Origin of the sequence: Paraburkholderia sprentiae WSM5005 (assembly GCF_001865575.2) — a bacterium.
Lineage (GTDB): Bacteria > Pseudomonadota > Gammaproteobacteria > Burkholderiales > Burkholderiaceae > Paraburkholderia > Paraburkholderia sprentiae.
Genome location: NZ_CP017561.2, coordinates 382,421 through 399,588 on the forward strand (window position 1 = coordinate 382,421; position 17,168 = coordinate 399,588).

At 64.6% G+C, this 17,168-nt stretch carries 14 protein-coding genes; 13 read left to right on the forward strand and 1 reads right to left on the reverse strand.

Features of this window, described 5'->3' with window-relative positions:
• Positions 1-18: 18 nt before the first annotated feature.
• Positions 19-1,542 carry a threonine ammonia-lyase, biosynthetic gene (gene ilvA, locus BJG93_RS01840; RefSeq protein WP_027199665.1) on the reverse strand — a complete coding sequence of 508 codons (1,524 nt, stop codon included), beginning with the start codon at positions 1,540-1,542 and terminating at the stop codon, positions 19-21.
• A 545-nt stretch (positions 1,543-2,087) separates the two neighbouring features.
• On the opposite strand from ilvA, the gene BJG93_RS01845 reads away from it, so the two are divergent.
• From BJG93_RS01845 to clsB, 13 genes are all read left to right on the forward strand, one after another.
• A complete protein-coding gene (locus tag BJG93_RS01845) occupies positions 2,088-6,194 on the forward strand; it encodes a DUF3683 domain-containing protein (RefSeq protein ID WP_027199666.1) in 4,107 nt (1,368 codons plus the stop codon).
• Between the two features lie 33 nt (positions 6,195-6,227).
• Positions 6,228-6,656: an HIT family protein gene (locus BJG93_RS01850; RefSeq protein ID WP_027199667.1), complete on the forward strand. Its 429-nt coding sequence runs from the start codon at positions 6,228-6,230 to the stop codon at positions 6,654-6,656.
• Between the two features lie 97 nt (positions 6,657-6,753).
• Positions 6,754-7,167: a gamma-butyrobetaine hydroxylase-like domain-containing protein gene (locus BJG93_RS01855; protein ID WP_027199668.1), complete on the forward strand. Its 414-nt coding sequence runs from the start codon at positions 6,754-6,756 to the stop codon at positions 7,165-7,167.
• A gap of 66 nt (positions 7,168-7,233) precedes the next feature.
• Positions 7,234-7,965 (forward strand): bifunctional demethylmenaquinone methyltransferase/2-methoxy-6-polyprenyl-1,4-benzoquinol methylase UbiE, encoded by a 732-nt coding sequence (ubiE, locus tag BJG93_RS01860; RefSeq protein WP_027199669.1) that lies wholly within the window; start codon positions 7,234-7,236, stop codon positions 7,963-7,965.
• Positions 7,966-8,002: 37 nt separating this feature from the next.
• Positions 8,003-9,001, forward strand: coding sequence for a Tim44 domain-containing protein (locus tag BJG93_RS01865; protein WP_027199670.1), 999 nt, complete (start codon positions 8,003-8,005; stop codon positions 8,999-9,001).
• A gap of 173 nt (positions 9,002-9,174) precedes the next feature.
• Positions 9,175-9,819 carry a ubiquinone biosynthesis accessory factor UbiJ gene (locus BJG93_RS01870; protein ID WP_027199671.1) on the forward strand — a complete coding sequence of 215 codons (645 nt, stop codon included), beginning with the start codon at positions 9,175-9,177 and terminating at the stop codon, positions 9,817-9,819.
• Positions 9,820-9,834: 15 nt separating this feature from the next.
• A complete protein-coding gene (ubiB, locus tag BJG93_RS01875; RefSeq protein WP_027199672.1) occupies positions 9,835-11,412 on the forward strand; it encodes a ubiquinone biosynthesis regulatory protein kinase UbiB in 1,578 nt (525 codons plus the stop codon).
• A 6-nt stretch (positions 11,413-11,418) separates the two neighbouring features.
• Positions 11,419-12,042 (forward strand): methyltransferase domain-containing protein, encoded by a 624-nt coding sequence (locus BJG93_RS01880; protein ID WP_027199673.1) that lies wholly within the window; start codon positions 11,419-11,421, stop codon positions 12,040-12,042.
• Positions 12,043-12,223: 181 nt separating this feature from the next.
• The gene (locus tag BJG93_RS01885) at positions 12,224-12,547 is read left to right on the forward strand and encodes an FmdB family zinc ribbon protein (protein ID WP_027199674.1); all 324 of its coding nucleotides are present in this window, start codon (positions 12,224-12,226) and stop codon (positions 12,545-12,547) included.
• A gap of 75 nt (positions 12,548-12,622) precedes the next feature.
• Positions 12,623-13,279 (forward strand): DUF502 domain-containing protein, encoded by a 657-nt coding sequence (locus tag BJG93_RS01890; RefSeq protein WP_027199675.1) that lies wholly within the window; start codon positions 12,623-12,625, stop codon positions 13,277-13,279.
• Between the two features lie 75 nt (positions 13,280-13,354).
• On the forward strand, positions 13,355-15,154 hold the full coding sequence (gene aspS, locus BJG93_RS01895; protein ID WP_027199676.1) for an aspartate--tRNA ligase: 1,800 nt from the start codon (positions 13,355-13,357) through the stop codon (positions 15,152-15,154).
• Positions 15,155-15,376: 222 nt separating this feature from the next.
• Complete coding sequence (gene nudB / locus BJG93_RS01900) at positions 15,377-15,892, forward strand: dihydroneopterin triphosphate diphosphatase (protein WP_027199677.1); 516 nt, start codon at positions 15,377-15,379, stop codon at positions 15,890-15,892.
• On the forward strand, positions 15,889-17,148 hold the full coding sequence (gene clsB, locus BJG93_RS01905; protein ID WP_027199678.1) for a cardiolipin synthase ClsB: 1,260 nt from the start codon (positions 15,889-15,891) through the stop codon (positions 17,146-17,148). Before nudB ends, clsB begins: the two co-directional genes overlap by 4 nt.
• Positions 17,149-17,168: the final 20 nt, after the last annotated feature.

Below are 17,168 nucleotides of genomic sequence, written 5' to 3' on the forward strand. Positions count from 1 at the left end.
CGTTCCGGTCCGAAGAGATCAGGCGAGGAAGAGGCGATAGACGGGATTTTTCGTCTCTTCCCAGCACGGATAGCCGAGCGTTTCGATGAAGCGCTCGAACGCATGGTGGTCGCTCCCGGGCACCTGAATGCCGACCAGAATCGAGCTGTAGTCCGCGCCCTGGTTGCGGTAGTGGAACAGGCTGATGTTCCAGTTCGGCGCCATCGACGACAGGAATTTCATCAGCGCGCCTGGGCGCTCGGGAAACTCGAAGCGAAACAGCCGCTCATCGCGCGCGAGCGGCGAGCGGCCGCCGACCATGTAGCGGATGTGCTGCTTCGACAGTTCGTCGAAGGTCAGGTCGACGGTGGCGAAGCCGTGCGCCTCGAAGGCGCCGGCGATCTGCGCGGACTCGCTGCGATTGCGGATCTGCACGCCGACGAAGATATGCGCCGAGTCCGCGTCGGCGATCCGGTAGTTGAATTCGGTGACGCTGCGCGTGCCGACCAGCTCGCAGAACCGCCTGAAGCTGCCGCGCTCTTCGGGAATCGTCACCGCGAACACCGCTTCGCGTGCTTCGCCCACCTCAGCGCGCTCGGCGACGAAGCGCATGCGGTCGAAGTTCATGTTCGCGCCCGACGTGATCGCGATCAGCGTCTGGTTCTCGATGCCTTCGCGTTCGGCGTACTGCTTGGCGCCCGCCACCGCGAGCGAGCCGGCCGGTTCGAGCACGCTGCGGGTGTCCTGGAACACGTCCTTGATCGCCGCACACAGCGCATCGGTATTCACGAGCAGCACTTCGTCCAGATATTCGCTGCACAGGCGGAAGGTTTCTTCGCCGACGAGTTTCACCGCGGTGCCGTCGGAGAACAGACCGACCTCGTTCAGGGTCACGCGCTCGCCTGCCTTCAACGAGGCGGCCATCGCGCATGAATCGTCGGTCTGCACGCCGATCACCTTGATCTCCGGGCGCACCGATTTCACGTATGCGGCGACACCGGCCGCGAGACCGCCACCGCCGATCGGCACGAAGATCGCGTGAATCGGCCCCTGGTGCTGGCTGAGGATTTCCATCGCGACGGTGCCCTGGCCTGCGATCACGTACGGATCATCGAACGGATGCACGAAGGTCAGGCCGCGTTCTTCCTGCAGCTTGACCGCGTGACCATACGCGTCGCTATACGATTCGCCGAACTGCACGATCTCGACGGTCGGGCCGCCATGCGTGCGGATCGCGTCGACCTTGAGCTGCGGCGTCGTCACCGGCACGACGATGATCGCCTTCACACCCATGCGTGCCGCCGACAACGCCACGCCCTGCGCGTGATTGCCCGCCGATGCGGTGATCACGCCGCGTCCGAGCGCCTCGGCCGGAATATGCGCCATCTTGTTGTACGCGCCGCGCAGCTTGAACGAGAACACCGGCTGGTTGTCCTCGCGCTTCAGGTAGACCGGATTGCGCAGGCGTGCGGACAGGTTCGGCGCGCGTTCGAGTTCGGTCTCGCGCGCCACGTCGTAGACGCGCGCGGTCAGGGTCTTTTTCAGGTAGTCGTGGGAAGCCATGCGGGTGGCGCGGTGCGCTGTGTAAGACGGGAAAGGGTCAATGATAGCGCCAACGGTGCCCGCTCTGGCCGTTCGCGCACGGCGGGGCAGGGTGCCGCGCCGCCGACCCGGGCATTTCGGGACCGCGTGATCGCAGTTGGCCAAACCGTCCGGACGGTCAATCGGGCGGCAGGCGAATCGCCGCCGGATTCCCCCGCCAAAACCCCCGAATTGCCGCCGCCGCCTCGCTTCCCGCCGTCAACGCGTGGCGGAATGATGCGGTAGAATTCCGTTTTGGAATAAGGATCGGAAGATGCACTGGCAGCCTCGGATCGCCCACTTAATGCCCATTCCGCGCGAATCGTGCCCCGCGGCGGAGCGGCATGTCCGCCACGCGCGATCGTGTAGCTGTCTCTGAGTGCCGCGAAGCGACCGCCGTGAGTTGGCCGCCGGTCGTGTTCGCTCCCCTGGAAGCCCTAGAAGATTTCAAGCATTGCGCCCCACGCGCACTGTCGGCCGACGCCTCGTGACGAGCGCGTCAGGCTGACCTACCGAGTCGTCCAAACATGAACGCACCTCAAGTTTTCGATCCGCACGGCGCCGTCGCTGCGGTGGCCGCCGATCCCGAAGCGCGTCTGCGCGAAATTCCCTACAACTACACGTCGTTCTCCGACCGCGAAATCGTCATCCGGCTGCTCGGCAACGACGCTTGGAACGCACTCGCCGAACTGCGCGCCGAACGCCGTACCGGCCGCTCGGCGCGCATGTTGTATGAAGTGCTCGGCGACATCTGGGTCGTGCGCCGCAATCCGTATCTGCAAGATGACCTGCTCGACAATCCGAAGCGCCGCGCGCTGCTGATCGAGGCGCTCAATCACCGCCTCGCCGAAATCGAGAAGCGCCGCCGCGCCGATCTGCGCGAACACGGCGACGAAGCCGGCGTCGATCGCGCCGCGCGCGTCGAAAAGCTGGTGCAGGCCGCGCGCCGCGCGATCGACCAATTCGCCAGCGAATTCCAGCAGACCTACGACCTGCGCCGCCGCGCTACGCGCGTGCTCGGCAAGGTCACGCAGAAAGACAACATCAAGTTCGACGGCTTGTCGCGCGTCTCGCACGTGACCGACGCGACCGACTGGCGCGTCGAATACCCGTTTGTCGTGCTGACACCGGACTCCGAGGCCGAAATCGCCGGCATGATCAAGGCCTGTTTCGAGCTTGGCCTGACCGTGATTCCGCGCGGCGGCGGCACGGGCTACACGGGCGGCGCGGTGCCGCTCACGCCGTTCTCGGCCGTCATCAACACCGAAAAGCTCGAACAGCTCGGCCCGGTCGAAATGACCCAACTGCCGGGCGTCGATCGCAAGGTGGCGACGATCTTCTCGGGCGCGGGCGTCGTCACGCGCCGCGTGACCGAGGCGGCCGAGCAGGCCGGCTTCGTGTTCGCGGTCGACCCGACCTCGCTCGACGCGTCCTGCGTCGGCGGCAACGTCGCGATGAACGCGGGTGGCAAGAAAGCGGTGCTGTGGGGCACGGCGCTCGACAACCTCGCGTGGTGGCGCATGGTCGACCCGGAAGGGAACTGGCTCGAAGTCACGCGTCTCGAGCACAACATGGGCAAGATCCACGACATCGAAGTCGCGCGTTTCGAGCTCAAGTGGTTCGACGGCAACTATGCGCCGGGCGAGAAACTGCTGCGCACCGAAGCGCTGGACATCAAGGGGCGTGTGTTCCGCAAGGAGGGTCTCGGCAAGGACGTCACCGACAAATTCCTCGCCGGTCTGCCGGGCGTGCAGAAGGAAGGCTGCGACGGGCTCATCACGTCGGCGCGCTGGGTGCTGCACAAGATGCCCGCGCATACGCGCACCGTCTGTCTCGAGTTCTTCGGCCAGGCGCGCGAGGCGATTCCGAGCATCGTCGAAATCAAGGACTACCTGTTCGAGACGTCGCGCCAGGGCGGCGCGATTCTCGCGGGTCTCGAGCATCTGGATGAGCGCTATCTGCGCGCGGTCGGCTATGCGACCAAGAGCAAACGCAACGCATTTCCGAAGATGGTGCTGATCGGCGATATCGTCGGCAACGATGCGGACGCGGTCGCGCAGGCCACGTCGGAAGTCGTGCGCATGGCCAACGGCAAGAGCGGCGAAGGGTTCGTCGCGGTGAGCGCCGAGGCCCGCAAGCGCTTCTGGCTCGACCGCAGCCGCACCGCCGCGATCGCCAAGCACACCAATGCGTTCAAGATCAACGAAGACGTCGTGATTCCGCTCGACCGCATGGGCGAGTACACGGACGGCATCGAGCGCATCAACATCGAGCTGTCGCTGAAGAACAAGCTGCAACTGGTCGACGCGCTCGAAGCATTCTTCAAGGGCGGCAAGCTGCCGCTCGGCAAGAGCGACGACGCGAACGAAATCCCGAGCGCCGAGCTGCTCGAAGACCGCGTGCAGCAGGCGCTCGATCTACTCGCGCGCGTGCGCACGCGCTGGCAATTCGTGCGCGACAAGCTCGACCTGTCGCTGCGCGAGGCGCAGCACTATCTCGTCGGCCTCGGCTACGAATCGCTCGCCGAAAAGTTCGCCGATCGCGTCGACGCGCAAGCCGACGCAACCGTGTTCCACCTCGCGCAGGACCGCACCATTCGCGTGTCGTGGAAGCAGGAAATCCGCGCCGAATTGCGGCAGATTTTCAACGGCGGCGAGTTCAAGCCGATCCTCGACGAAGCCCAGGCGATCCACAAGCAGGTGCTGCGTGGCCGCGTGTTCGTCGCGCTGCACATGCACGCGGGCGACGGCAACGTCCACACGAACCTGCCGGTCAACTCCGACAACTACGAGATGCTGCAGGACGCGCATACGGCGGTCGCGCGCATCATGAAGCTCGCGCGTTCGCTCGACGGCGTGATCTCCGGCGAGCACGGCATCGGCATCACGAAGCTCGAGTTCCTGACCGACGACGAGATCGGCGAATTCCGCAAGTACAAGCAGCGCGTCGATCCGCATGGCCGCTTCAACGCGGGCAAGTTGCTCGAAGGCGCGGACCTGCGCAACGCGTACACGCCGAGTTTCGGCCTGATGGGCTACGAATCGCTGATCATGCAGCAGTCCGACATCGGTGCGATTTCGGAGTCGATCAAGGACTGCCTGCGCTGCGGCAAGTGCAAGCCCGTCTGCGCGACGCACGTGCCGCGCGCGAACCTGCTGTACAGCCCGCGCAACAAGATTCTCGCCACGTCCTTGCTGGTCGAGGCGTTCCTGTACGAAGAGCAGACGCGCCGCGGCGTGTCGATCAAGCACTGGGACGAATTCAACGACGTCGCGGATCACTGCACCGTGTGCCACAAGTGCGTGACACCGTGCCCGGTGAAGATCGACTTCGGCGACGTCTCGATGAACATGCGCAACCTGCTGCGCAAGATGGGCAAGAAGAAGTTCAACGCGGGCAATGCGGCGGGCATGTTCTTCCTGAACGCGACCAATCCGCAGACCATCAACCTCGCGCGCACCGCGATGATGGGCGTCGGCTACAAGGCGCAGCGTCTGGGCAACGAGGTGTTGAAGAAGTTCGCGAAGAAGCAGACCGCGCATCCGCCCGCCACGGTCGGCAAGCCGGTGATCACGCAGCAGGTGATCCACTTCATGAACAAGAAGATGCCGGGCAATCTGCCGAAAAAGACCGCGCGCGCGTTGCTCGATATCGAGGACAACAAGATCGTCCCGATCATCCGCAATCCGAAGACGACCACCGCCGACACCGAAGCGGTGTTCTATTTCCCGGGCTGCGGCTCCGAGCGGCTGTTCTCGCAGGTCGGTCTGGCGACCCAGGCGATGCTGTGGGAGGCGGGCGTGCAAACCGTGCTGCCGCCGGGCTACCTGTGCTGCGGCTATCCGCAGCGCGGCTCGGGCCAGTACGACAAGGCCGAGCAGATCGTCACCGACAACCGCGTGCTGTTTCACCGTGTGGCCAATACGCTGAACTATCTCGACATCAAGACGGTGGTGGTGTCGTGCGGCACGTGTTACGACCAGCTCGCCGGTTACGAATTCGAAAAGATCTTCCCGGGCTGCCGGATCATCGACATCCACGAGTATCTGCTGGAAAAAGGCATCAAGCTCGATGGCGTGAACGGCGTGCGCTACATGTACCACGACCCGTGCCATTCGCCGATCAAGACGATCGACCCGGTCAAGCTGGTCAACCAGCTGATGGGCTCGGAGAACGACGGCTACAAGATCGAGAAGAACGATCGCTGCTGCGGCGAATCGGGCACGCTCGCGGTCACGCGTCCCGACATCTCGACCCAGGTGCGCTTCCGCAAGGAAGAAGAAATTCGCAAGGGTGCGGCCAAGCTGCGCGGTATTCCACTCCTCGCCGAAGCGGGCGCGAACGCGATCAATCCGGCCAATGCATCGGCCGGCGCCGCGGGCGCGCCGAACGGTTCCGTGCTGAAGGCCGGCGACGGTCCGCAGCCCAATCACGGGAACGCGGGCGCGACCGACGTGAAGATCCTCACGAGCTGCCCGTCGTGCCTGCAAGGGCTGTCCCGCTACAACGAAGACGCGGGTACCGAGGCCGACTACATCGTCGTCGAAATGGCACGCCACGTGCTAGGCGAGAACTGGATGGCGGATTACGTTCAACGGGCGAACAATGGCGGAATCGAGCGCGTGCTGGTTTAATGGCACGACCAACGATTTTTGCCGAGGACGACGATGGACTGCGTTTTTTGCCGTGAAGACGGCGGCGATGTGCTGTGGCAGGACGACTCGTTGCGGGTCGTCCTCGCCGACGAACACGACTACCCGGGCTTTTGCCGGGTCATCTGGAATGCCCACGTCGCCGAGTTTTCGGATCTTTCGGTCGACGAGCGCGATCACGTGATGAAGGCCGTGTACGCGGTCGAGCGAGCGCAGCGACGCGTGATGCAGCCCGCGAAGATCAATCTCGCGAGCCTCGGCAACCAGGTGCCGCACGTGCACTGGCACGTGATTCCGCGTTTTTCGAACGACGCCCACTTCCCACTGCCGATCTGGGCGCCGCGCCAGCGCACGGTGTCCGAGGCGATGCTGTCGTCGCGCCGCGCGCAAGCCACGCTGCTGCGCGAAGCCGTGCGGCACGAAATCGAACAGGCGCTGGGCTGAGCGCTGCTGAAAGCCGTCGCCGCGCACCGCCGGGCTTCCGTCGGCGTGTGGGCGGCCGACCCGCCGTTATCACCCGCCGTTATCTGATGAGGCCAACATGAGCGGATTGACTCCCGAGACGCCGGTGCCGACCGGCGTGGTCGTGCATTCGAAGTCGCGCGTTCTCGAACTGCAGTATGCGAACGGCGAAGCGTATCGGCTGCCGTTCGAGCTGCTGCGCGTGTATTCGCCGTCGGCGGAGGTACAGGGCCACGGGCCCGGCCAGGAAACGCTGCAAACCGGCAAGCGCGACGTGACCATCACGATGATCGAAGGCGTCGGCAATTACGCGCTGCAGCCGACCTTCTCCGACGGACACGCCACCGGCATCTACTCGTGGGACTTGCTGTACGACATGGCGGTGCGTCAGGATGAACTGTGGCGCGCGTATCTCGGCAAGCTCGCAGCGGCCGGCATCGACCGCGACACGCCGATGGTGCCAGCCGCCGCTACACACGGGCACTGTCACTGATACGATTCGCCCCCGAACGCCGCTCGAGCGGCGCAACATTCAAGAACACGCGAAAGGACGAGCGCGATGAGCAAAACCCACTTCGGCTTTCAATCGGTCGACGAACAGGACAAGGCGCAGAAAGTGGCGGGGGTGTTCCACTCGGTGGCCGCCAACTACGACCTGATGAACGACCTGATGTCGGGCGGATTGCACCGGGCGTGGAAGGTGTTCACGATCGCCCAGGCGAACGTGCGGCCGGGCTACAAGGTGCTCGACATCGCGGGCGGCACCGGCGACCTGTCGAAGGTGTTCGCGAAACAGGCGGGCGAGACGGGCGAGGTCTGGCATACCGACATCAATGAATCGATGCTGCGCGTGGGCCGCGACCGGCTGCTCGACAGGGGCATCATCACCCCGACGCTACTCTGCGATGCCGAGAAAATCCCGTTTCCGGACAACTACTTCGACGTCGTGACCGTGGCGTTCGGGCTGCGCAACATGACGCATAAAGACATCGCGCTCGCCGAGATGCGTCGCGTGCTGAAGCCGGCCGGGCGGCTGCTCGTGCTGGAGTTCTCGAAGGTCTGGGATCCGCTGAAGAAGGTCTACGATGTGTATTCGTTCAAGGTGCTGCCATGGCTCGGCCAGCGTTTCGCCAAGGACGCTGAAAGCTACCAGTACCTGGCGGAGTCGATCCGCATGCATCCGGACCAGGAAACCTTGAAAACGATGATGGAACAAGCTGGTCTCGACGGCGTCAAATATTACAATTTGTCAGCTGGCGTGGTAGCTTTGCATATGGGAACCAAGTACTAGGTTTCCTAACCCATCGTTTTTTAAAGGAAAGTGTGAAATGTCCGATTCAAATTTGTTATCTACTCGTAAGGTCAAGGGGTCGCTGGCGAGAAGAATCGGACTGATCGCGATGGTCGGTCTGCTGATGGCCGGCACGCTTGCCTCCCTCGACGCCGAGGCGCGCCGCATGGGCGGGGGTCGCAGCTTCGGCCGTCAATCGAATAGTTTGCAGCAGCGCCAGACAACCCCGCCGACCCAGCCGGCGCAGAACAATCAGGCCACGCAGCAGCGCGCGCAACCGGCACCCGCGACTACGCCCACACCGCCCGCCGCGCCGAACCGTAATCGCTGGCTCGGGCCGATCGCCGGCATTGCGGCGGGCCTCGGCATCGCCGCGTTGCTGTCGCATTTCGGGCTCGGCGACGCATTCGCCGGCATGTTCGCCAATGTGATCGTGATCGCGTTGATCGCGATCGTGGTGATCTGGCTGATCCGCCGCTTCACCGCCCGCAAGCGCAATGCGGCACAGCCGGCCTACGCGGGCACGGCGCCATCGCTGAACGCCAACAGCACCGGGTATATGCAGGAGCCGCAGTACACCGCGCCGCCCACCGGCTCGTATCTCGAGCCGCAAGGCAATCCGTTGACCACGCCGTCGGTCGGCGCGACGCCGTCGGTGCCGGCCGGCTTCGATTCCGAAGCGTTCCTGCGTAACGCGAAGGTGTACTTCGTGCGCCTGCAGGCCGCATGGGACGTCGGCAACGTCGAAGACATCCGCGAATTCACGACGCCGGAGATGTTCGCCGAAGTGCGCGTCGATCTGGCGTCACGCGGTACGCAGCCGAATCAGACCGATGTCGTGCAACTGAACGCAGAGCTGCTCGGCGTCGAGGAGCGCGCGAACGAGCACTTCGCGAGCGTGCGCTTCTCCGGTTTGATCCGCGAGGAGCCGGGCGCGGCGGCCGAGCCGTTCGTCGAAATCTGGAATCTGTCGAAGGCGAACCGCGCTGGCGAAGGCTGGCTGCTTGCCGGCATTCAGCAGGTCGAGCAGCACTGACATGCCTATGCATCGAGTCGCGCCTGCTCGTGAAAAAGCCGTCGCGGCGGGGCGATGCCTAGCCTCGCGCATGGCTTAGGCCGTTCGGCATAGCAGGCCGCGAAGCGAACGGACGCTACAATGGGAACCCGCGCAAGCACCTCGCTCGCGCGGGTTTTTTCTTGCCACTTTCGATGACCCTCGCCGCCAAGCCCTTCGCTGCTGCTGTCAATCATCTGCTCGCCCGCGAATCGTGGGCCCGCGAGCGCCTCGCCCCGTACGCGGGCAAGACCGCTCACCTGTCATGTCCGCCGGTCGTCCTCGCGCTGCTCGTGCAGCCCGACGGTTACCTCGGCACGCTCGACGAAGCCGATGCGCGACAGTTCGACGTGACGATTTCGGTGCCGTCCGACGCACTGCCGGCCTTCCTGCAAGGTGGCCAGGCCGCGGTGATGAAGCACGTGAAGATCGAGGGCGACGCCGAGTTCGCGACCGTGATCGCGAAGCTCGCCGAGCATCTGCGCTGGGAGCCGGAGGAAGATCTCGCGAAGCTGATCGGTGATGGGCCCGCGTGGCGCGTCACGGCGCTCGTGCGCTCGATCGGCGAGCATGTGCAGCGCACCGGCCGCAACCTGCTCGACACCGCCGCCGAGTATCTGCTCGACGAAAATCCACAGCTGGTACGCCGCACCGCGCTCTCGGACTTCAACATCGAGCTGGCGCGCGCACGCGATTCGCTCGCGCGCGTCGAAAAGCGCATCGAGCGTCTCGAACAGAAGGTCGTAGCCCGCGGCGCGCAAGCGCCGGGCGGCCCCGCCACGTCGCGCGGCACGCGCTAGTCAACGGGCCCAGCCATGCGTTTCCTGCGTTTCCTCAAGATATTCTTTACGGTCATCCGCTTCGGCCTCGACGAAATGATGTTGAGCCGCATCAACGACCGGCGCGTGCGTCTGCTGCTGCGTATCACGACGCTCGGCCGCAAGTTCGACGCGCCGCCGGGCGTGCGTCTGCGGCTCGCGCTCGAAAGCCTCGGGCCGATCTTCGTCAAGTTCGGCCAGGTACTGTCGACGCGCCGCGATCTGCTGCCGGTCGACATCGCCAACGAACTCGCCAAGCTGCAGGACCAGGTCCCGCCGTTCGATTCGGCCGTCGCGATCGCGCTCGTCGAGAAGTCGCTCGGCGCGCCGGTCGACGTGCTGTTCGACGATTTCGAGCGGGTGCCGGTCGCGAGCGCATCGATCGCGCAGGTGCATTTCGCGAAGGTGAAGGCCGGCCAGCATGCGGGCAAGGCGGTCGCGGTCAAGGTGCTGCGCCCGAACATGCTGCCGGTGATCGATTCGGACCTCGCGCTATTGCGTGACATCGCTGTATGGGCCGAGCGTCTGTGGGCCGACGGCAAGCGCCTGAAGCCGCGCGAGGTGGTCGCCGAATTCGACAAATACCTGCACGACGAGCTCGATCTCATGCGCGAGGCCGCCAACGGCAGCCAGTTGCGGCGCAACTTCCAGGGGCTCGACCTGCTGCTCGTGCCCGAGATGTACTGGGAGTTCTGCACGCCCACGGTGCTCGTGATGGAGCGCATGGTCGGCGTGCCGATCAGCCAGGTCGATACGTTGCGCGCGGCCGGCGTCGATATCCCGAAGCTCGCGCGCGAGGGCGTGGAGATCTTCTTCACGCAGGTGTTTCGCGACGGCTTTTTTCACGCCGACATGCATCCCGGCAATATCCAGGTGAGCCTCGATCCCGCGCACTTCGGCCGCTATATCGCGCTCGACTTCGGCATCATCGGCGCGCTGTCGGACTTCGATAAAAACTACCTTGCGCAGAACTTCCTCGCGTTCTTCAAGCGCGACTACCATCGCGTCGCGACGCTGCATCTGGAATCGGGCTGGGTGCCGCCGACCACGCGTGTCGAGGAGCTCGAAAGCGCGATCCGCGCGGTCTGCGAACCGTACTTCGATCGCGCGCTGAAGGACATCTCTCTGGGCCAGGTGCTGATGCGCCTGTTCTCGACGTCGCGGCGCTTCAACGTCGAGATCCAGCCGCAGCTCGTGTTGCTGCAAAAGACGATGCTGAACGTCGAAGGCCTCGGCCGTTCGCTCGATCCCGAACTGGATCTGTGGAAGACGGCGAAGCCTTACCTCGAGCGTTGGATGAACGAGCAGATTGGCTTGCGAGGCTGGTACGAGCGTCTGAAGATCGAGGCGCCGCAGTGGAGCAAGACGCTGCCGCAACTGCCCCGCCTCGTCCATCACATGCTGGCCGAGCGTCACCATCCGATGGGCGGCGCGAACGACGACGTGATCCGCCAGATCCTGCTCGAGCAGAAGCGCACCAACCGTCTGCTGCAAGGCCTGCTGCTGTTCGGCGTGGCGGTCGGCATCGGCGCGATGCTCGCGCGTGCGTTCCTGGCGCTGGCTTATGGTGGATAGAATCCGATGAGCGATCCAACCCAACCCTCGGCGCCCGATTTCGCCACCCGCGACCCCAACTCGCCCGAGTTCTGGGACGAACGCTTCGAGCGCCGTTTCACGCCGTGGGATCAGGCGGGCGTGCCGTCCGCGTTTCGCGCGTTCGCTGAACGACACCGCGACGCCGCCGTGCTGATCCCGGGCTGCGGCAGCGCGCACGAAGCGGTATGGCTTGCGCGCCAGGGCAACCCGGTACGCGCGATCGATTTCTCGCCGGCCGCTGTCGCGGCGGCGCGAGAGCAGCTCGGCGCGCAGCATGCGTCGCTCGTCGAGCAGGCGGATTTTTTCACTTATGCGCCGCCGTTCGCACCGGCGTGGATCTACGAGCGCGCGTTCTTCTGCGCACTTTCGCCGACGCGCCGCGCCGACTACGCACAGCGCATGGCCGCACTGCTGCCGGCCGGCGGGTTGCTCGCGGGCTTGTTTTTTATCGGTGCGACACCGAAAGGGCCGCCGTTCGGCATCGAACGCGGCGAACTCGACGCGCTGCTCACGCCACACTTCGAACTGCTCGAAGACGAAGCGGTCGACGACTCGATCGCCGTCTTCGCCGGACGCGAGCGCTGGCTCACCTGGCGGCGTCGCGCATAACGACACGCGCGCCGCGCGCCTCTCTTGACAAGTCCGTGGGGCGTCCCCATCTGGCGCGGTGGCGGGCGCGGCACGCGCCCGCTCCCCGAAATCCGGGGGAACGGACATCGTTTGCGGCTATAATTCAAGGCTTTGCGAGCGTTTACAAGATTTCAGTAGGGATTTGGAGTAGGAAAGGATCATGCCGATCTACGCTTATCGTTGCGGGTCATGCGGCTTCGGGAAGGACGTGCTACAGAAGATGAGCGACCCCCAGTTGACGCAGTGTCCCGAGTGCGGAAAAGACACCTTTAGCAAACAACTCACCGCCGCCGGCTTCCAGTTGAAAGGCTCTGGCTGGTACGTGACCGATTTCCGCGGCGGCACGAGCGCGCCGGCCGCGTCGGAAGCGAAGTCCGAGCCGGCGGCAGCCGCTGCGCAAGCAGCGCCGGCTGCCCCGGCCGCGCCTGCGGCCCCTGCCGCTGCGCCTGCCGCCACGAGCCCGAGCGGTTCCCGCAGCGCCTAGTGGGACTGCCGCCCCGCGCGGGCGGCGTATCTACCGCGCATGGGCCTCGCCCCGCGCAGCTTTCTGGCGGTACAGATGACGACGAAGAAATTCACGCTCAAATCGGTGTTTCTAACTGGCCTGCTGGTGCTGGTGCCTCTGGCCATCACGTTGTGGGTGCTCGGCCTGGTCATCGGCACGATGGACCAGACACTGTTGCTGCTGCCCACCTCATGGCAGCCGGAACGGACGATCGGCTATCGTCTGCCAGGCCTCGGCGCGGTGCTCACGCTCGCGTTCATCTTCGTCGTCGGGCTGTTGACGCAGAACTTCGTAGGGCAGAAGCTCGTGAAGTGGTGGGAACTGCTGGTCGCGCATATTCCGGTGGTCGGTCCGCTTTACACCAGCGTCAAGCAGGTGTCAGACACGCTGCTGTCGAGCAGCGGCAATGCATTCCGAAAGGCTCTGCTGATCGAGTACCCGCGCCGTGGTTCCTATACGATCGCGTTTCTGACCGGCATGCCCGGCGGTGACGTGGTCAACCATCTGAAGGAAGACTACGTCAGCGTCTACGTGCCGACCACGCCGAACCCGACCTCCGGCTTCTTCCTGATGGTGCCGAAAAGCGAAGTGATCGAACTCGACATGACGGTCGACGCTGCGCTCAAGTACATCGTGTCGATGGGCGTCGTGGCGCCGTCCGCGCCGCCGGCGGCGCCGGTGCGCCGCACCGCCGTCGAGCCTCCGCTGTAATGCCTGCGCGCAACGCTTCATTTGGGATCGTCTGCGGCGCGCCGTTCAACTAATGCAAAACGAAAGACAAACATCATGTCCATGAGATCTGAATACTGCGGTCTGGTTACCGAAGAACTGCTGGGCCAATCCGTCTCGCTGTGCGGCTGGGTAAGCCGCCGCCGCGACCACGGCGGCGTCATCTTCATCGACCTGCGCGATCGCGAAGGACTCGTTCAGGTCGTCTGCGATCCGGATCGCGCGGACATGTTCAAGGTCGCCGAAGGCGTGCGCAACGAGTTCTGCGTGCAAGTCAAGGGCGTCGTGCGCGGGCGTCCCGAAGGCACGACCAATGCCTCGCTGAAGAGCGGCAAGATCGAAGTCCTGTGCCACGAGCTGATCGTGCTGAACGCGTCGGTCACGCCGCCGTTCCAGCTCGACGACGACAACCTGTCGGAAACCACGCGCCTCACGCATCGCGTGCTCGACCTGCGCCGTCCGCAGATGCAGCACAACCTGCGGCTGCGCTACCGCGTCGCGATCGAAGTGCGCAAGTACCTCGACGAGCAGGGTTTCATCGACATCGAAACGCCGATGCTCACGAAGAGCACGCCGGAAGGCGCGCGCGACTACCTCGTGCCGTCGCGCACGAACCCGGGTCAGTTCTTCGCGCTGCCGCAGTCGCCGCAGTTGTTCAAGCAGCTGCTGATGGTCGCGAACTTCGACCGTTACTACCAGATCACCAAGTGCTTCCGCGACGAAGACCTGCGCGCCGACCGTCAGCCGGAATTCACGCAGATCGACTGCGAAACCTCGTTCCTGTCGGAACAGGAAATCCGCGATCTGTTCGAGGCGATGATCCGTCACGTGTTCAAGACGACGATCGGCGTCGAACTCGACGAGACATTCCCGGTCATGGAATACGCGGAAGCGATGCGCCGCTTCGGTTCGGACAAGCCGGACCTGCGCGTGAAGCTCGAATTTACCGAGCTCACCGACGCAATGCGCGACGTCGACTTCAAGGTGTTCAGCACCCCGGCCAACACGAAGGACGGCCGCGTCGCGGCGCTGCGCGTGCCGAAGGGCAGCGAGCTGTCGCGTGGCGACATCGACAGCTACACCGAATTCGTGCGCATCTACGGCGCGAAGGGTCTCGCATGGATTAAGGTCAACGAAGCGGCGAAGGGCCGTGACGGCCTGCAAAGCCCGATCGTCAAGAACCTGCACGACGAAGCGCTGAAGGCGATCATCGAGCGCACCGGCGCACAAGACGGCGACATCATCTTTTTCGCGGCGGATCGCGCGAAGGTCGTCAACGACAGCCTCGGCGCGCTGCGTCTGAAGATCGGTCATTCGGAATTCGGCAAGGCCAACGGTCTCGTCGAGTCCGGCTGGAAGCCGCTGTGGGTCGTCGACTTCCCGATGTTCGAATACGACGAGGAAGACAACCGCTACGTCGCCGCGCACCACCCGTTCACGAGCCCGAAGGACGAGCATCTCGAGTATCTTGAATCGGACCCGGCACGCTGCCTCGCGAAGGCCTACGACATGGTGCTGAACGGCTGGGAAATCGGCGGCGGCTCGGTGCGTATCCATCGTGAGGAAGTACAGAGCAAGGTGTTCCGCGCGCTGAAGATCAACGCGGAAGAAGCGCAGGCCAAGTTCGGCTTCCTGCTCGACGCGCTGCAATACGGCGCGCCGCCGCACGGTGGCATCGCGTTCGGTCTGGACCGCATCGTCACGATGATGGCCGGCGCCGACTCGATCCGCGACGTGATCGCGTTCCCGAAGACCCAACGTGCGCAGGATCTGCTCACGCAGGCGCCGAGTGAAGTCGACGAGCGTCAGCTGCGCGAGCTGCATATCCGTCTGCGTACGCCGGAACCGAAGGCGTAAAACCGCGAACGCTTCGCACGGCCGGCAAGCGCTCTCGCGCCTGTGCCGGCCATCGGCGGGCGGCGGCAAAAATGCCACACGAGCGCAACGAAAAGGCGTTGAGGTGATCTCCACCTCAGCGCCTTTTTCATTTTTTGCGTTACAGTGAAGCCACCGCTTTGCAGAGCCTTTCGACCGTCATCCGACATGTACCGCGCGTATCGTCGCGCCCAGTTCTGAGCCATGCCGAAACCGCCGAAAATTCCGCAGTCCGTCCTCGTCATCATTCATACGCCCGCGCTCGACGTGCTGCTGCTCGAGCGCGCCGATCATGCGCAGTTCTGGCAGTCGGTGACGGGTTCGAAGGACCGGCTCGACGAACCGCTCGCCGACACGGCGGTGCGCGAAGTCGGCGAGGAAACCGGCATCATGATCGGCGGCGCGCTGGTGCCGCGTAGTGCATTGTTCGACTGGCAGTACTCGATCGACTACGAGATCTACCCGGAATTTCGTTACCGCTACGAAGCGGGCGTGCTCTACAACACCGAGCACTGGTTCAGCCTGCGAGTGCCCGAGCGCATCGACGTGACGCTCGCGCCGCGCGAACACACCGCCTATATGTGGCTGCCGTATGAAGAGGCCGCATCGCGCTGCTTTTCGGCGTCGAATGCCGATGCGATCCTGCAATTGCCACGCCGGCTCGCCGCGCGCCCCTACGATCTCGAATCCGGCCCGCTGGCCGGGGAGCGTGGCCAGTGAGCGCAGGCGGCTCGGGCCGCTTCGCGCGTCTGCGGCACACGTTGCTCGGCCGTCGCTACTGGCAGCGCTACCGCTTCACCAGTAACAACGAGGTCGAGCTGCTGCGCTCCGGCGACGATTTCTTCGACGCACTGATCGAGCGCATCGACGCCGCCGAGCACGATGTCGCGCTCGAAACCTACATCTTCTGCGACGACGAAGCCGGCCACGCGGTCAGCGAGGCGTTGTTGCGCGCTGCCGCGCGCGGCGTCAGGGTGCGCGTGATCACCGACGGCGTCGGCACCGCGCGTCTCAAGATGTTCGAGCAATGGCCGGCTGGCGGCATCGAGCATCGCATCTATAACCCGCACCTATTCGGCCGTTTCGGCTTTTCGCGCACGCATCGCAAGCTCGCGGTGATCGACGATCAGATCGCGTATTGCGGCGGCATCAATATCGTCGACGATTACGAGAACAACGGCGAAAAGCTGCCGTACCGGCGCTGGGACTTCGCGGTCGAGCTGCGCGGGCCAGTAGTCGCCGACGTGCGCGACGCCATCGAGGTGCAATGGCGGCGGATTCGCCTGGGCCATCGGCCGCTCGATTCGATGAAGCCCGACTTGTCGCCGCAGGACGCCAACTCGCTCGGCAGCCTGCGCAGGCGCCGGCGGCGCCGCAACGAAGAGCTGTGGGCCGGTGGCGAGCCGTGCGTCGCGTTCGTCGCGCGCGATAACCTGATCAACCGCCGCGCGATCGAAAAAGCCTATCTGGCCGCGATTGGCCGGGCGCGCCACGAGGTCCTGCTTGCCAATCCGTACTTCATGCCGGGGCGCAAGCTGCGTCGCGCGTTGGTGTTCGCGGCGCGGCGCGGCGTGGTCGTGAAGCTGATCATCGGGCGCAAGGAGTTCAAGGCGCTCGATTACGCGGTACCGTTCCTGTATCACGCGCTGCTGCGCGCGGGCGTGCAGATCGCCGAATACGAGAAGACGTTGCTGCACGGCAAGGTCGCGGTGGTCGATTCGAGCTGGGGCACGGTCGGTTCGTCGAATCTCGATGCGCTCAGCCTGATGCTCAACAACGAAGCGAACGTCTTACTCGTGAACGATCCATCGATCGCCGAACTCCGCGACGCGATTCTCGGCGCGTTCACGGACGCGCGCCCGATCGATGAAGCGCACTACGAATCGCGACCGGCGCGCGTGCGCGCGCTCAGCTGGATCGCATACACAAGCTACCGGGTCGCGATGAAGCTGCTGACGGTCGGCGGCTACGACTAACACGACTCGCACGCGAGCCC

Bases quoted from the DNA above. Each gene is read 5' to 3' on its own strand.
- ilvA (WP_027199665.1), bottom strand. From the start codon at position 1,542: ATGGCTTCCCACGACTACCTGAAAAAGACCCTGACCGCGCGCGTCTAC.
- BJG93_RS01845 (WP_027199666.1), top strand. From the start codon at position 2,088: ATGAACGCACCTCAAGTTTTCGATCCGCACGGCGCCGTCGCTGCGGTG.
- BJG93_RS01850 (WP_027199667.1), top strand. From the start codon at position 6,228: ATGGACTGCGTTTTTTGCCGTGAAGACGGCGGCGATGTGCTGTGGCAG.
- BJG93_RS01855 (WP_027199668.1), top strand. From the start codon at position 6,754: ATGAGCGGATTGACTCCCGAGACGCCGGTGCCGACCGGCGTGGTCGTG.
- ubiE (WP_027199669.1), top strand. From the start codon at position 7,234: ATGAGCAAAACCCACTTCGGCTTTCAATCGGTCGACGAACAGGACAAG.
- BJG93_RS01865 (WP_027199670.1), top strand. From the start codon at position 8,003: ATGTCCGATTCAAATTTGTTATCTACTCGTAAGGTCAAGGGGTCGCTG.
- BJG93_RS01870 (WP_027199671.1), top strand. From the start codon at position 9,175: ATGACCCTCGCCGCCAAGCCCTTCGCTGCTGCTGTCAATCATCTGCTC.
- ubiB (WP_027199672.1), top strand. From the start codon at position 9,835: ATGCGTTTCCTGCGTTTCCTCAAGATATTCTTTACGGTCATCCGCTTC.
- BJG93_RS01880 (WP_027199673.1), top strand. From the start codon at position 11,419: ATGAGCGATCCAACCCAACCCTCGGCGCCCGATTTCGCCACCCGCGAC.
- BJG93_RS01885 (WP_027199674.1), top strand. From the start codon at position 12,224: ATGCCGATCTACGCTTATCGTTGCGGGTCATGCGGCTTCGGGAAGGAC.
- BJG93_RS01890 (WP_027199675.1), top strand. From the start codon at position 12,623: ATGACGACGAAGAAATTCACGCTCAAATCGGTGTTTCTAACTGGCCTG.
- aspS (WP_027199676.1), top strand. From the start codon at position 13,355: ATGTCCATGAGATCTGAATACTGCGGTCTGGTTACCGAAGAACTGCTG.
- nudB (WP_027199677.1), top strand. From the start codon at position 15,377: ATGCCGAAACCGCCGAAAATTCCGCAGTCCGTCCTCGTCATCATTCAT.